This window comes from Pseudoalteromonas sp. Ld19 (assembly GCF_045064135.1).
GTDB lineage: Bacteria > Pseudomonadota > Gammaproteobacteria > Enterobacterales > Alteromonadaceae > Pseudoalteromonas > Pseudoalteromonas aliena.
The window spans coordinates 433493-450136 of sequence record NZ_JBISHA010000011.1; the positions used below are offsets into that span (position 1 = coordinate 433493).

Annotated in this window: 8 protein-coding genes and 1 pseudogene; 6 read left to right on the top strand and 3 right to left on the bottom strand. The window is 38.0% G+C overall.

Going from position 1 to position 16644, the window contains the following annotated elements:
- The first annotated feature begins 44 nt into the window (after positions 1-44).
- The 5 genes from ACJJVZ_RS03340 (at position 45) to ACJJVZ_RS03360 (ending at position 11234) form a co-directional block, all read left to right on the top strand.
- Positions 45-1283: an AAA family ATPase gene (locus ACJJVZ_RS03340; RefSeq protein ID WP_182703235.1), complete on the top strand. Its 1239-nt coding sequence runs from the start codon at positions 45-47 to the stop codon at positions 1281-1283.
- Positions 1284-1298: 15 nt separating this feature from the next.
- Positions 1299-2261 (top strand): transcriptional regulator, encoded by a 963-nt coding sequence (locus ACJJVZ_RS03345; protein WP_182703234.1) that lies wholly within the window; start codon positions 1299-1301, stop codon positions 2259-2261.
- Positions 2262-2689: 428 nt separating this feature from the next.
- On the top strand, positions 2690-5836 hold the full coding sequence (locus tag ACJJVZ_RS03350; protein WP_405598141.1) for a DEAD/DEAH box helicase: 3147 nt from the start codon (positions 2690-2692) through the stop codon (positions 5834-5836).
- A 1005-nt stretch (positions 5837-6841) separates the two neighbouring features.
- A complete protein-coding gene (gene rmuC / locus ACJJVZ_RS03355) occupies positions 6842-8308 on the top strand; it encodes a DNA recombination protein RmuC (protein ID WP_193156750.1) in 1467 nt (488 codons plus the stop codon).
- A 589-nt stretch (positions 8309-8897) separates the two neighbouring features.
- Positions 8898-11234, top strand: a complete 2337-nt coding sequence (locus ACJJVZ_RS03360; RefSeq protein ID WP_405598144.1) for a S9 family peptidase — start codon at positions 8898-8900, stop codon at positions 11232-11234.
- 213 nt (positions 11235-11447) lie between these two features.
- Here ACJJVZ_RS03360 and ACJJVZ_RS03365 read toward each other — a convergent pair whose 3' ends face one another.
- From ACJJVZ_RS03365 to ACJJVZ_RS03375, 3 genes are all read right to left on the bottom strand, one after another.
- On the bottom strand, positions 11448-12269 hold the full coding sequence (locus ACJJVZ_RS03365) for a hypothetical protein (RefSeq protein WP_405598147.1): 822 nt from the start codon (positions 12267-12269) through the stop codon (positions 11448-11450).
- A gap of 27 nt (positions 12270-12296) precedes the next feature.
- On the bottom strand, positions 12297-13469 hold the full coding sequence (locus tag ACJJVZ_RS03370) for a hypothetical protein (protein ID WP_405598150.1): 1173 nt from the start codon (positions 13467-13469) through the stop codon (positions 12297-12299).
- A gap of 275 nt (positions 13470-13744) precedes the next feature.
- Positions 13745-14719: an alpha/beta hydrolase gene (locus ACJJVZ_RS03375; protein WP_405598152.1), complete on the bottom strand. Its 975-nt coding sequence runs from the start codon at positions 14717-14719 to the stop codon at positions 13745-13747.
- A 103-nt stretch (positions 14720-14822) separates the two neighbouring features.
- Here ACJJVZ_RS03375 and ACJJVZ_RS03380 point away from each other — a divergent pair.
- Positions 14823-16644 (top strand): annotated as a pseudogene (locus tag ACJJVZ_RS03380) (sugar-binding protein); the annotation flags it as partial.

Sequence of the window (16644 nt, forward strand, 5' to 3'; positions counted from 1 at the left end):
TGAATGGACATTATACTATCTGCCTAACTTTGAGGAAGGAAAGTATGTCTATCAACAATAACGCGCTAAATACCTATCGGCTTTTAAAAGCAACTGCTGAGGTTGCAGAAAAGTCACTAGAAGGACGTATTCAACATTACCGCGCTCATCTTAAATCAGAAGAGAAAGAATTAAGAACATACACCCAAAAAGCAGCTGCAGACTTACTAGGTTGTAATAATCGCACATTAAAAAGACGTCATGATAACGGTGATTTTGACGATTTAAACATAAAACGCGGTGCAAATGGCCATTATGCTTACACACTTGTAAATATTTTTTCCATGGCTGATATCATGGATATCAAGCCAGATCACCGTACAAATAATGATAAACTCCAAGTTATTGTTATAAATTCACTCAAAGGCGGTTGTGGTAAAACAACCAGTATGGTTAATATTGCTGCAGCGCTTGCTACAACAAATATTAAGCGTTATCGCATTGGTATTATTGATTTAGATCCACAAGGATCGTCATCAAGTTTCTTCCCATCAAGTGAACACGACCCAATTACGGTTGGCGATTTAATGCGTGATTGCATTGACTTAGAGGAAGGTGAAACATGGCCAGAATTTGTATCAAATTCATTTTTACCTACTCATATTCCTAATATTCGTGTTTTACCTTCTGGTATGGATGACTTTTATTTTGAACACGAAACTGCCACTATACTCAAAGATTCCTCAAATTATGAACAAACTCGCCATTATCATAAGTTACTCGAAAAAGTAATTGAACCGGTAAAAGACGAGTTTGACATTTTACTTATTGACACAGCTCCAACACTTAACTTTATGTTTTATAATGCATTAATGGCATCTACCGCAATGCTTATTCCAGTCCATCCAGAAGCTGTGGATTTTGATGCTAATAACAAATATTTAAAACGTTTAGGTGAAATTTATCATACCGTTGCTGCGCTTGGTCATGAAGGCTGGGACTTTATGCAGTTTTTAGTAACCAACTACGTTAAAGGTAATCATTCACAGCGCGATATTGTCAAAGATGTGCGTAGTGCATTTGGTCGCCAAGTAATGAGTTATCCTATCAACCATAGTTCAGCAATTACAGCAAGCTCTTCATCTTTTAACACTATTTTTGATCAAAAAGCATCTGATAGCTTAGCGAGTCGTGAGTCACTTATGCGTGCCCAAGAAAACATAAAAGATGTTGTTGATGAGCTTGAAATGCTGATTCGCTCCAATTGGCAATCTACACAATCAAAATTAAATACCCCTAAGTAAGGATGTTAAATAAAAATGGCTAAAAAACGTAAAAATGACACCCGCTTAGATCCTTTTGCAACAGCTGTAGGTACTAGCAGCCTCGATGCACTCCTTGAACAAGCCAGTGCTGGTGATGTGATAAGAATGCCTGCACCTAGCGATCCTACCCGGCAGATAACACTTATTTGTAAAGTGATCCCGCATGCAGATATTGAGTCTACAACAGGTGTATATGGTAAAAATCGTCGTGTACAAGCGCTTCTAAACGAAAAGTCAGTGTCGGATATTCTTCCTGCAATCTCTGACGATGGCCGTAATCAGCATCCTGCTCTACTTTGGGATCAAGGTGATACAAGCTTAGTTTTAGCAGGCTCTCGACGTCGCATGGCTTGTATTTTAGGGAATGCTGATTACTTAGTACTGAGCTCAAGTGATTTTACAGAGCAAGATGCTAAAATTTTAGCTGTGTCATCAGATCAATATATTGCGCCAAGCTTATGGGAACTAGGACAAGCTTATCAACAAACCAAAAATGAATTGATTGAGCAAGGTAAAAAAGGATCTTATCGTGAAATTGCAGCGATAGAAGGTGTATCTCATACAGCTATAGCTGATGCGATTAAAGCTTATGAGCAAATTCCAGCAAATGTTATAGCACTTTACCCAACAGCTAATCACGTAGGTAGAGAAGTTGCTAAAAAGCTTGTTAATGCAAAGGAGCGCGATTGTGAGACCTTTAATCAGTTAGTGGTTGATCTAGCAAGCAATAACGAAATTAATGCGATTACAAGCGATGACAAGCGCGCTATGGAAATAACTAAATGCTTAACTGCTGAGCCGCATATGGTTGTTAAACGTGAAGCTGTACTTGAAAATGACTTTGTTTCATTGCAACGAAACCTTAAAAGTGGCGACGTCTCTATAAAAATAAATAACAAAGTGATGACTGACAAACGATTAGATCAACTTACTAAGTTATTAAGTGCTTTTAATTAGTTACTTAGTAAAATAGCGATCTGTTGGGTTTATGTAGTTAGTAAAATATTGATCTGCTATATCATTAAGTTAGTAAAAATCTGATCTATATACGTTATTAATGCGTTTATTTAGCCTATTTTATAGCGTAGATCATTTTTTTACTAACTGGCTTTCTCTTTTTTAGCTCTTCGCCACATGTTTTAAAAAATGTTAGTAAAATTCTGATCTATAAAGCCCTCTAACTATTATATAAGTTGTTTTTATTTTTTGAATTGGCTGCATTTTACAATTTATTCAACAAAATCCATTCTAAATTTAGTTATAAACCGATTTTTTACCAACCAATCAACACCTACTAGTTTATATAGCGTTAATATTGCTTTAGCTCAAAGCACATAAGGCATATACTGGCAGAATTATTTTTAAAAACTAATCCTTAGAGTGACATGTCTGCTAACTTATCAAAAAATGATTTACTGGCTATTTTTGAAGAAATTAAAAATGAGCAGGCTACCCAGTTTCCTCTTTCCGAACGCTTTATAAATAAACTGTTTAGGCCTAACGTGCTTGCTAAAGGGAAAGAGTACTACAAAAATGGAAAAATCACTTGGTTAGAGCATACTTCTAACTTTTCTGTTGTTGATTCAACGGTTCTTGGTGATAACGGTACGCCGTTTAATCAACGTATTGAGATCAGTAAATTACCAACTGGTTACTCCGTTGACACACATTGCACGTGTAATATAAAAACGAAATGCCGACACCTTGCAGCAATTTTATTAAAACTTAAGATAGAGCACTCTGGTGAATACGGTGAGGATTATTTTATTAATGATTGGTTTAGCGAGTTAAGTGCACTTAAAAGTGCAGAGCAAGCAGTGCCATCTCAGGTTTTACTATTTGTCTTAGATATCGAAAATAATAAAGTATTTCTATCGCCTAAAATAGCCAATTACGATAAAGACCAAAATTACACATTAGGCCGTAACCTTACTGATCAACAACTCAATAGTTTTATAACCCCCAATGATTTACTCGAAAGTGACTTTAGGCTTTACAGTTGGATACGTTCGCAAAATGCTGTCGGAAGTATTGAGCTTAAAGGCCAATGGGGTTTTAATGCGCTGCAGCAGTTAATTGCAACGGAGCGCCTATTTTTACAACGCTCTCGTGTTGCTATTAAACCACAAAGCGGTCAAGCACTTAGTTTTAAGTGGCAACAAGAAAAAGACTTAACTCAGCTGGGTATTAATTTAGAGCAAAGTAAAAGCTGGGCACTGCTCAAAACAACCCCACCTACTTATATCGATTTAGATCATTTAAAAATTGGTCGTATACGTACACCTTTAAGTGCTGACGAAATTTCGCATTTACAAACAATGCCAGCGCTACATAGCGCAAACTTTGATCGAATATATAAACAGTTAGCTGATAACTTTGGTGCAGGCGTAATACCACATCCAACAAATTCGCAAACAGCGCTCCCTAAAGCTGCAAGTAATGCTGTGTTAAAAGTGACTATGGGAGAGCGAGGTTTAGCGCTTTCATTGTTATTTAAGTATAAAAACAAAAACTATTTAGCTGGTGAAGCGCCCGCGAGCATAATAAATAATGCATTTGAGAATACTGTTACAAATGAACTTGTAAATTTAGGTTTTGAGTTTTGTAAAGGGGGTTTACAAAGTGAATTTGTTTTCACTAAACAATCCCCTATTCACTTGCATTGGCTTACTTATGAAGTACTTCCAAGCTTTAAAGAGCGGGGTTGGAAAGTAACAATTAGCAAAATGACAGTGGCTAATCCACAAAGCGAAGTAACACTTTATGCTAATCGAGCCGTAGGCCATCAAATGCATTGTAAAGTAATACTTGGTGATGCTAAAGCCGCGTTACTTTTCACTAACGAAGATCTCGTCTATCAATCACTGAATCGTCAAAGTGAATTATTTCATTACTATCCTGTAGGTCGTCAGTTTGGGGTTATAAATAAATCAGCGATAAATTTACTGTGTGAATTTAAGCAGCGTTTTGAATTTGTAAAAACACGAGACGAATTTAATATACCGCTTTCGTACCTCCCTGAGCTTGTAAAACATACAGCCATAAATGTTGAGCTACATGACGATTCTTTAGAGCTTTACTTACAAGAGTTAAATAATACCGATCATACTATGGCGAAGGTGTCGCTTCATGGCTTAAATGATTCAGTAGAACTTAGAGAGTACCAACAACAAGGTGTCGATTGGTTAAGTTTTTTAAAACGCCACAAATTAGGTGGTATTTTAGCCGACGACATGGGGCTTGGTAAAACACTGCAAGTTATCGCATTTTTAACAAGCACCTTTAACCGTCCGCAAGCCGGACCAACTTTAATAGTATGCCCTACAAGTCTTGTTAGTAACTGGCAAAACGAAATAACAAAGTTTGCGAAAGGATTAAAGGTAACAACTATTTTTGGCTCTCACCGAAACGAGCCATTACAGCATCTTGCCCAGTCTCAATGTATATTAACAACATATCCGCTGTTGAAGCGTGATATAGCTTATTATTCGCCGCTGTATTTCGAAAATATAATTCTCGATGAAGCGCAATATATTAAAAATGACACAGCGCAAGTCTCGCGCTTGGTTAAGCGTTTGAATGCCGAGTTTAAATTATGTTTAAGTGGTACACCAATCGAAAACAACTTGCTTGAGCTTAAATCGTTACTCGACTTTGCTATGCCATCATTACTTGGTTCACAAGCTCATTTTAAACAGCATTTTCAAACGCCTATTGAACGCGAAGCAGACATACAAAGAGCTGAGCAATTAAAAGCGCTGATCATGCCCTTTATAATGCGCCGAACTAAAGCACAAGTGGCGCAAGAACTTCCTGAAAAAACAGAGTTAACTAAAGAGTTTGAGTTTGAACCTAAGCAAAAAGAAATGTATCAGGGAATTACGCAGGCTCTTGAAGAAAAGTTAATCGACTTATTTGCAGAGCAAGGCGTACAAAAAAGTAAACTCGCTTTTTTAGAAGCATTATTAAAACTCAGACAAATTTGTTGTCACCCTAAATTAATCGAGCCCGATACGCAGGCTGGCTCAGCCAAATTAGAATGGCTAGCGACCCATTTACCATTAATGCTAAGCCTTGGCCGTAAAGTTATTATATTTAGTCAATTTACCTCGGCACTCGACTTAATAGCTAAGCGCCTAGAAGAAATAAACATAGACTTTAGCTTACTTACAGGCCAAACACGCCATCGCGATAAAGTAATTGATGAGTTTACCAGTGGTAAAACATCGGTGTTTTTAATTAGTTTAAAAGCCGGTGGTACCGGTCTTAATTTAACGCAGGCCGATACAGTTATACATTTTGATCCATGGTGGAACCCTGCGGTAGAGAAACAGGCAACTGATCGTGCTTATCGAATTGGGCAAACTAACCCTGTTTTTGTATATAAGCTCATAATGAGTAACTCAATTGAACAGAAAGTATTTAAAATGCAAGAAGATAAGCAAGCGCTTGTTGACGCATTATTTACCGATAAATCAATGAGTTTCACTCAGTTTGACGAACAACAGATGTTGTCCCTGATTAAAAATTAAATTAATTTCAGAATGTTTGAATTTTTTTGAACTTAATTAAAAATAGGGCGTCTACTATTATGCTTGTTTATTAATTGCAGTTAATACAAGTATTCATGTTGATTTCCCTATTTAGTTACTAATTTTAGTAATGATTAAGCCAGTTCGTTTTGAACTGGCTTTTTTTATGTCTAAAACCTACCAATGAAATATTATTTTAAAATTTTTCATTTTTTATGAACTTAATTAAAAATAGGGCGTCTACTATTATGCTTGTTGATTAATTGCAGTTAATACAGGTTTTCATGTTGATTCCCCTATTTAGTTACTAATTTTAGTAATAATTAAGCCAGTTCGTTTTGAACTGGCTTTTTTTATGTCTAAAACCTACCAATGAAATATTATTTTAAAATTTTTCATTTTTTATGAACTTAATTAAAAATAGGGCGTCTACTATTATGCTTGTTGATTAATTGCAGTTAATACAGGTTTTCATGTTGATTCCCCTATTTAGTTACTAATTTTAGTAATAATTAAGCCAGTTCGTTTTGAACTGGCTTTTTTTATGTCTAAAACCTACCAATGAAATATTATTTTAAAATTTTTCATTTTTTATGAACTTAATTAAAAATAGGGCGTCTACTATTATGCTTGTTGATTAATTGCAGTTAATACAGGTTTTCATGTTGATTCCCCATTTAATTACTAATTTTAGTAATAATTAAGCCAGTTTGTTTTGAACTGGCTTTTTTTATGCCTAAAACTCACCATTGAAATGTTACTTTAAAATTTTTCATTCTTTATGAACTTAATTAAAAAAGGGGCGTCTACTATTATGCTTGTTGATTAATTGCAGTTAATACAGGTTTTTATGTTGATTCCCCTATTTAGTTACTAATTTTAGTAATGATTGAGCCAGTTCGTTTTGAACTGGCTTTTTTTATGCCTGTATTTCTTTGCTCCCCTACTTCTATTGATAGTTATTCGCTATGATGGCATGTCACTAAATGTTATAAGTTTATTGTTATGTTTATTCAAATACTCACTAATATTGATTGGTTAAGCGCAGGCGTCGGGGTTGCTCTAGGCGTTGTACTTTACGGCGTTGTATCAGTACAGTTGCGCAAAAAATTACAGCAAAAAATAAGCGAGCAACAACAGCAGCTTTCAATTTTACAAAATCAATTTGATAATAAAGCGCTACAACACACTACCCTGTTAGAAGACCATGAGCTGCTTGAGCACACTCACCAAGAGCAGCGCGATGAGGCGCAGCATTTTAAAACCCGGTTTAGCGAACAAGAAAAACAAAGCATTCAATACAACCACTTTTGGCGTAAAGCTGAAGGTGAATTAACAGCGCTTCGCGAGCAATACAACCAACGCGATGTTGAATATAATAATATGCGCACCACGCTTGAGCAAAAACAGCAAAACTTTACCGAACAGCTAGCGCAAATTGAACAAAGTAAAAATATGCTCAAAAAAGAGTTTGAAAACCTAGCTAACAAAATTTTAGAAGAAAAATCACAAAGCTTTAAAACTCTAAACCAAGAAAGTATTGAGCAACTACTAAAACCTGTACAAGGTGAGTTAAAAGGGTTTAGAGAGAAAATGGAATCAATACACGTTGAAGATATAAAGCAACGTACCGCACTTAAAACCGAGTTACTGCATTTACAGGCCAAAAGCCAAGCCATTACTGATCAAGCAGATAAGCTCAGTAACGCATTACAAGGGCAAAAAAAGACCCAAGGTAATTGGGGCGAGTTAATGCTTGAGAACGTGTTAGATAGCGCAGGTTTGCGCGCAGGTGTTGATTACAAGCGAGAGGTGTCGTTTAACACCGAAGATGGCAGATTGCGCCCCGATGTAGTTGTATACTTACCGCAAGGGCGGCACTTAGTTATTGATGCTAAAACATCGCTAAACGCCTATACCCGTTATGTAAATGCCGAAAACGAGTTAGATGCTAATCAAGCAATTAAAGAGCATGTAAACGCCGTTACAGCGCGTATTAATGAGCTTGCTAGTAAATCATACGATCGCTTACCTGGTATTAACTCGCCAGAAGTTGTGGTTATGTTTGTGCCAATAGAATCAGCCTTTGTTGAGGCCCTTAAGTATCAAAGTGATATTTATCAACAAGCAATTGAAAAAAACATATTAGTGGCTACACCTACTACGCTGCTTACAAGTTTAAACATTGTTAAGCAGCTTTGGCGCTTTGAAGAGCAAACTAAATATTCAAAAGAGCTAGCAAATAGAGCTGAGCGTTTTTATAACAAGCTCAACGGCTTTTTAACCAGTATGGAAGGCGTAGGTAAACAATTAGATAAAGCCAAAGAAAGCTACGATAAAGCATTTTCTCAGTTATATCGTGGCAAAGGTAACTTAATTAAACAAGCCTCTGAGTTTAAAGAACTGGGTGTATCAGTGCAAAAAGAGTTACCTAATGAGAGTGTTGAACGAGCTCAGCTAGAATTGGATTAACAATGTCAGCTTAAATGAGCCAGCACTACTAAAATCTTATTATAATTTTACTTAATATTTTACATAGCTTCTTCGCGCATACTTATAGACATTAAATATGCGCGAAGAAGCTCATTATAATAATTATTGATTGTCGGTAACATAAAAGCACGTAACGTTATGCAAGCTATTCATTGATAAAATTATACATATAATCCCTAAGACCTGTTTATCTTTTGAGGTTGAATTTTCAGCAGACTGTTTGGTTGTTTAGGTAACGCAGCATAAATGCCAAACATGCGCTGTTCTTGGGGGCTATTTACTCTTCGTTACTTGGCTTTTACTTAGCCCGCAAAGCTTTTTGTGTCATCCGAAATATAATAGTGGCGTACTGGTTACTTTATATTTTATGCTGCTCAAATGTAATAAGTATTGCATATTGCATGCAATTTATCGTTTAATGTAGCTATGCTTGCAATGAACGTTCTGATATTAAACGCAAACTTTGCTAAAGTAAGCACTGTTAAACATCCGTTTGTTGAACCCAATAAGCGTGTTGCATAACCCTTAAAATAATAGCAACAAGCACACACCCACTTTAGGATCTCACATGAAATTACTTAAAGCCTCAGGGCTCGTACTGTCCGTAATGGCAGGACTGTCTTTACCAGGTTGCTCTGTAACTAACAATAGCACATCGGTTGCAGCCTCAACCGAAATGAGTGCCCCACTCTCGCTAGAACAAATTTATAAAGATAAATACTTTAAAGCGCAGCGTAGCACATACTTTAAATGGTTAGACGATGGCACTGGTTACACAGTGCTTGAAGCGCGTGAAAACGAAAAAGATAAAAAAGACGATGCTGATAAAGCTGATGACGAAAAAGAACACGGCGTAAAAGGCAACGACATTGTTTTTTACAACGCCGATGGTACTGACCGTAAAGTGCTGGTTGAATTTGAAAAATTACTCCCAGAAGATGCAGACGAGCCATTTGCAATCGAAAGCTATCAATGGTCAAAAGACGGTAAATGGCTAATGGTATTTACCAATAGCGAGCAAGTTTGGCGCTCTCGTAGTCGTGGTGATTTTTGGCTATTAAATTTAGAAACTAACAAACTACAGCAGCTTGGCGGCGAACAACCTGAACCTAAAAAACTAATGTTTGCTAAGTTCTCCCCAGACAGCTCAAAAATAGCCTATGTGCGCGATAACAACATTTATATGCAAGCGGTTGGTAGTAACAAAGTAACAGCCCTTACAACTGATGGCAGCGCCACTATTGTAAACGGTAATTTTGACTGGGTTTACGAAGAAGAGTTCACCATTGCTGATGGCTTTCGTTGGAGCCCAGACAACAAATCAATAGCGTACTGGCAGCTTGATACCAGTGACGTTAAATTTTTCACTATGATCAACAACACTGACGAACTGTACCCTACCCTTAAAGAGTTCCCTTATCCTAAAGCGGGTGAAACCAACTCTGCCGTGCGTGTTGGTGTGGTAAGCCTTAGCGACAAACAAACCCGTTGGGCTGAGCTTGAAGGCGATAACCGCGACCGTTATATTCCGCGTATTAGCTGGGCAGGCACCGGTAATGAATTAATGATTCAAGACTTAAACCGCCCACAAAGCCATAACAAAGTGTGGTTGTTTGATTGGCAAAAGCAGCAACTGACTAAAATTTTAGAAGACAAAGACGATGCGTTTATCGAATGGTTTTATAAAGCCAACTGGTCAAAAGACGGTGAGTTTTTTATTTGGCATAGCGAACGCGACGGCTGGCGTCATCTTTACCGTGTATCGCGCGATGGCAAAACTATTATCGACCTAACCCCTGGTGATTACGACATTATTGATATGCTGAGCATCAATGAAGACAAAAACGTAATGTATTTTATTGCCTCGCCAAACGATCCTGGTCAGCGTTATTTATACAGCACACCGCTTGATGGCAGCAGCAAACCGGTACGGGTCACACCTGCTGAGTTTGAGGGATCAAACAGCTACTACATGTCAAAAGATGCCTCGTGGGCAATGCACACTTACTCTAAATTTGGTACGCCACCGACTAAAGAGATCATTAAAGTGGCAGATCATAGTAATGTAAAAACCTTAGTTGAAAATACAAAGCTTAAACAAAAGCTTGTTGAAAAAAGCTTACCAAAGCATGAGTTTTTTAAAGTAAACGCGCAAGATGGCACCGAGCTTGACGGCTACATTATGTTCCCTGAGAACATGGATAAAAGTAAAAAATACCCAATTGTGTTTTACGTATACGGCGAACCATGGGGTTCAACCGTGCAAGACCGCTGGGAAGGTAACAGTTACTTATATAAATCGTTACTAACGCAAAAAGGCTTTATTGTGGCATCGGTTGATAATCGTGGTACACGTGCACCAAAAGGCCGCGATTGGCGTAAATCAATTTATAAAAAAATTGGCTCAATTACCGTGCAAGACCAAGTAGACGCGCTTGATGCTATGGCTAAACGTTGGGATGTAATAGACACAGACCGTGTTGGTGTGTGGGGGCATTCAGGGGGCGGTAGTTCAACCCTTAACTTATTGTTCCGCCACGGTGATAAATTTAAAGTAGGCATTGCCTCTGCACCCGTGCCAGACATTCGTTTATACGACACCATTTACCAAGAGCGTTATGCGGGTAACCCAAATACCGATCCTGAGAGTTACGATAACACCTCGCCTATTACCTTTGCTAAAAACCTAACCGGTAAGCTATTGCTTATTCACGGCACAGGCGATGATAACGTGCATTATCAAGGCTCTGAGCGCTTAATTGACGAGCTTGTAAAGCACAACAAGCAGTTTGAGTTTTTCTCATACCCTAACCGCTCACATAGCCTACGTGAAGGTAAAGGCACCGCCCTGCACTATCACACCATGATGGCCGAGTTTTTTGAGAAGAATCTATTGAATCAGTAGTTTGATTAGTTAGTTTAAATACTAAAAAGCCACACACTAACAAATAGTGTGTGGCTTTTTTAATCAAAATGTAATGGGGGTTTACAGCAGGGTGTAAAGGTTAACCTTGAGAAAGGAAGTCTCATGTCCTTATACTAAACCTAAATAACAAGAACCTGAGTAAACTTTACTGGAAGATGACTTTGGTCTTTTGCTTTCTTAAGTAGTATTAATTTAGCTATCAGCAGAGCTATTTAATAATTTACTATTCTCTTTTAGACTTTCTATATGCTTAAGCATAATACCTTCCATTAAAGGGGTAATAGCTGCATTAGCGTCTTTGTACCAAGGTTTATCATTTTGAGACATATTTAGATCGAATGTAAAATTAGCCATAAGATAATATTTTTCATTCAATTGCGTTGCAAAAATGTATTTTTTCTTTGTTTCGTTAGAACGAATCTCTGTATATTTTATCCACTCAATATTGTTAAATGTACATTCATCAAATTGAGATATTTCAGGGAAACCTGAATTTAATAAGTTAGACTCTATGTGATGTTGCTTTTCTTCGTCTGAAAATGGTGTAGCTCGGCGAGCAGAATGAGCTTCTATTTCATTGATGAGCTCAGTATTATGCCCTTTAAAATATTTACCTATTGAAGAGGAATTATAATAGTCGTTATATTCCTTTAGAATGGCATGGCCGAGTTCTTTAGTGCTAGTGACTGGAGATGCGAGCTTTCCAATAGTAATATTGAGCCGCAGGCTTCCCAACTCATCTGACATCGGCGTTCGCATTAGAGGCCAATAAAACCAATAGGACTCATGAATTGGAATATATCTAGAATGTCGAATCTGACTATAGTTAGTTTCAAACCAATTTGCTTCTGTAAAAGGATAATTTACAATTTTTGTTTTAGGTTGTTTCAACGGATTACAAACTGGAAGAGCAACGGTCAATTTAAGCTCTTCGTCTAGGTAATAATGCTCTTTTTGAATATTATTAAAATCAGGGCCTCCGCGATAACCGCGGAGTATTTTTTTCATTAGCATTTAACTATCCCTCTCAATACAACCACTCTAAGTATTTTTTTCTATATAATTTAGTACGTCTTGTGCTCTCCGATGATTACCAGCTAAGCGCAATTGAGTATGATAAGACTCTAGCCCCAAATAAGGTAATGTATGTGGGCTGGTTAATTCTGTTCCTAAAAAGGTAAGACCCATAAACTTTAAGCTACGAATTAAACTGCTGGGAGATAGATTATTTTGTCCTGCCATATTAGGTACTACATCAAAGGGGTTACTATTAGCTTGATGTACTAACATACCCAATCGCGCTGCTGCGGATTTTAATCGCGGAAGGTATGCTCCAGGTGAGTGAACTGCTACTTGTTGAGAAGTTAGTCGAATAGTATGAGTTTTAGCAAATTCTTCAAGCGCCGCAGTAAAAATAATAGCCCCTTGACTGTGTACTACCCATTTTATTTTCTTTCCTTGTTGCTGAGATTGAAAAAAAATGGCCGCCAAATGTTGTGCATTTTGTGATTTAGTTCCTTTGCGTTTATCAAATATGCATTCAACAACGTCATACAGCATGCGATCAGTCGGGTTGTGGAATAAAGTGTATGTATCAAAACTATCTTTAGGGTAAGCTACATCTAAGTGAGCGCCCATTAACCAAGCCGCTTTATTTAAATTATTCTGCATCCCATTCACTGCTGCATGATGATTAGAAACTTGAGTAGCTCCAGAACCTGATAATCCCCATGAGTCTTTATTCTGCTGCAACTCATCACTATCCCAAGCGCCAGTAAATCGACCACCTTGGCGTTTTACATTGTATAACATGTTTCGTTCTAGGCTTGCTCTTGGCTTTGGTCCAGTGGCACTAACATCGAAATATATATCGTGAATTACCACTTGGTTATCTGCTGTAATTTTAAAGTCTATTAGATAATGATATGACTTGAATTGGTCTCTAGAGCGAAATAAGCGTTTAAATGGCAGCGTGCTGTGCTTAACCGAACTACAACTATTTGGATTTTTGCAAACAAAGGTAATTTCTTTAATCACTTTTTGTTGGTCAAATTGATTTAAATTGGCCAGCATAGCTAAGGCTTGTTGTGTGATTAAAATTCGAGTACTTTTTAGATCTACAGGGTCATAAGTTAAGTTATATGATTGAGCAGTTGCCTCGTCTAGCCCAATATGGTTAAAAGCGGATGCTTTTCCGGTATGTTTCCAAGTCATAATGTTCTTCCTTTTACATTTATTTAGACAGATGATATCTATTCAAAAACCCTTAGTCTAGTGTGTTTTAGAATCAATATATTTAGCAAGAGTTTAATAATGGGAATCTAAATACTGATCTTGGGAGCTAAGATAAGAACTCAATTTATTAGTGTGCGGCTTTTTTAATCAAAGTGTAACGGGGTTTACAAAGCGTAAGTTGGATAGAGTGCAACGAAACCCGACAATAATAAAAAATGACATATACACTCAATGTCATCTAAAATAGCGAAGGCTCACCATGTTATTAGCCATTTTTCAATTTCGATAACATCATCACGATCAAACACCATTAAACTTGAATGAGAGCGAGCATTAAAAGTTATTTTTTTTACTAACTCATTTTGTATAGATGAAAAGTAAGCCGGGGGGGATAGAGAGTCAACATCTGAGTTAATTAACAATACAGGCTTTTTAGTCTCAGTTAATTTAGGCAATAAATTTGTTTCTTGAATGGTTACTCCTGCCTCAAACATTGCCTGGTTAACAATATTATCAATCTCGCTATGAAAAAAATGACTAAGCAAAGGCGATTTATAAGGTAAGTACTCCTTAGCTGCAATGTCAAAACTCATCATTGGGGCAAGTAAAATAGCAGCGTCAACATATTCTGATGATAATAAGTTACTTGCAGTAAGTGCTCCCATAGAATGGCCGACTACAACAGTCTGGTTATTTGTTTGATTTAAAAGTGATTCAGCAAGCAGTTCATTTAAAATGCCGTGCTCTTTTGCTGCAAATACAAATGCTTCAGTTGATTCACCATGGCCAAAAAGATCTGGAATAATAACGTTCATACCAAGCGCTCTAAAATAGATAGCTGAAGCCATCATTGCTTCTTTACTGCCCCCATAGCCATGAAGCAATAAAGCAGTGCCTTCAAAACGATTAAATGTATCTGGTGTCATTCTGTGTGAAATTGTATTTTCTACATTATTACCAGTTGCATGAAGGTTATAATAAACAGAGCTCCCTTGCGAAAATTCAGCTGCTTGATAAGGTTCAGCAGTCAGATATGTAATGCATTGAGTGGTACTAAAAGAGCAAAATGTATGTTTTTCAAAGCCAATGTCGCTAGGTTTTGCTTTTATAAACTGTGCTTCAGAAAGATAAATATCGGGGTTTGACATGACGTAACTGCCAATAGAAGTACAGCCAGACAAAGAAAATATATAAAGTGAAACTGCTAATAGTTTGGTGAAATTTTCCATTTTCGCTTCATTAGTTAAATTTGAATATCAATACTTTAATTAAGCAGATAACCCCCTGTGTCAGGATAGTTGTCGCTTCTAACTTTTAATAGAGGCAGATAAAATGAGACGTCGATTTACACAAGAATTTAAAGTTCAAGCTGTTGAAAAAGCATTATCTCAATGTGATGATGTTCGCCGCTACGCCTACAACGCCGCTAATTTATTAACTAAGCGAACCCGAGCCAGCGGTTTTAGCCATCATTTTGAGTGGGATAGCTATTCACCGAGTGCTAAATGTATAAAGCAATGGGGCGATAACAACACTTATACCTATCAGTTTGAATACAACCTTGAGCGCGGCGAAACAACCTGTATAGACTCACGGGGCCATAAAGAACACTTTGTACACAATGCACAAGGTAAGTTGGTAAAACACACCGACCCCAATGGCCATGTGTGGCAATACGCGTATAACGCACAGGGCCAAAAAGTAACTGACGTTAAACCCGATAACAGCATAACGCGTTACAGCTATACGCCTTATGGGCAATTAGCCTCCATCACTCAGCCTGATGGCGGCCAAACTCAATTTGCGTATAACCAACTCGGGCAACGGGTATTAACCACCTTGCCAGATGGGCAAACCATTACGCGCAAATACAGCGTAGCGGGTTTACTGCAAAGCGAAACCTTTGGTGATGGCCGTACCACATTATACAGCTACGATAAGCTTGGCCAGTTAACACAGCACATTAATAAAAACGGCCAAATTACCCAATTTGTATGGAACGAGCAAGGTGAGCTATTAGCAAAACACCATAACGACGAGCTAATACGTTACAGCTACGACAATTTAGGCCGTGTAAACGCCACCATAAATAACGCAGGGCTGCTGACTCAATACAAATACAACGCGCATGGGCAGCTTGCGCAAACCACCGCCTTTGACGAAAACGAGCCTGAACATAAACAGCATCAACATTTTAGTTACGACGAAGCAGGGCGGCTAATAAGCTCACAAAACAGCAAGGGCGACACCACCGAGCAACACTTTGAAGGGCTAAGCCAGCCACATTGTGTCATTCAGCCTGATGGCAGCGCACTGCATTTAACTTACGATAAAGAGCGTAACTTAACTGCCATTGAGCGAAGCGACGGTCACGTATACCGCATAAGTTACGATGCCAATGAAAACCCAACGCAAGTCACCGGATTTGATGGCACGCTACAGCAATATAAATACGATGCCTGTAACCGCTTAGTCTCGGTAACACAAAGCGATAAACGCCACGTAAAAATAGAGCGCGACAGCCTAGGCCGCGTAACCGCACAACATGCAAGCTTGGCAACCGACACCCACATAGTAAATAACGCCAATTATTACGGCTATAATCTGCAAGGTAAAATTACCCGTGCCCACAACGCACAATCAACACTTAAACAACGCTTTGATAAAGGCGGGCGATTATTGCGTGCTGAGCAAGTACATAATCAGCAACAAGCGCATACCTTACAATATAGCTACGATGACTACGGCAGACGCCAAACACTGACGCTGCCAGACTCAAGTACGCTTAACTACAGCTACAATAAGTTTGGTCAGCTAAGTGCTATTCATTTACAGCAAGCAAACAGCAAAACGAATGATTCAGCTAGCGCAGCAAAGCCGCTTGTAACATTAAGCTACGACAGCCAAGGTAATATTCAAACGCAACAGTTTGGTAATGACATAAACCTTACCCAACAATTTGATGTATTTAACCGCTTAACACAGCAGCAGTTAACCCACCCTGCGCAGGCACTATTTGATACCTGTACGTACAATTACGACAGCATCAACCAGTTGATTGCCCGTAAAAACGAAGGTGTAAGCAGCCACAATACTAATTTTGAGTACAACAGCTTGGGGCAGTTAATTCAGCAAACTTTAGCAGGCGAGCAGA

Excerpts from the sequence above, each read along its gene's own strand:
- ACJJVZ_RS03350 (WP_405598141.1), top strand. The coding sequence starts at position 2,690 with ATGTCTGCTAACTTATCAAAAAATGATTTACTGGCTATTTTTGAAGAA.
- ACJJVZ_RS03360 (WP_405598144.1), top strand. The coding sequence starts at position 8,898 with ATGAAATTACTTAAAGCCTCAGGGCTCGTACTGTCCGTAATGGCAGGA.
- ACJJVZ_RS03340 (WP_182703235.1), top strand. The coding sequence starts at position 45 with ATGTCTATCAACAATAACGCGCTAAATACCTATCGGCTTTTAAAAGCA.
- ACJJVZ_RS03375 (WP_405598152.1), bottom strand. The coding sequence starts at position 14,719 with ATGGAAAATTTCACCAAACTATTAGCAGTTTCACTTTATATATTTTCT.
- rmuC (WP_193156750.1), top strand. The coding sequence starts at position 6,842 with ATGTTTATTCAAATACTCACTAATATTGATTGGTTAAGCGCAGGCGTC.
- ACJJVZ_RS03365 (WP_405598147.1), bottom strand. The coding sequence starts at position 12,269 with ATGCTAATGAAAAAAATACTCCGCGGTTATCGCGGAGGCCCTGATTTT.
- ACJJVZ_RS03345 (WP_182703234.1), top strand. The coding sequence starts at position 1,299 with ATGGCTAAAAAACGTAAAAATGACACCCGCTTAGATCCTTTTGCAACA.
- ACJJVZ_RS03370 (WP_405598150.1), bottom strand. The coding sequence starts at position 13,469 with ATGACTTGGAAACATACCGGAAAAGCATCCGCTTTTAACCATATTGGG.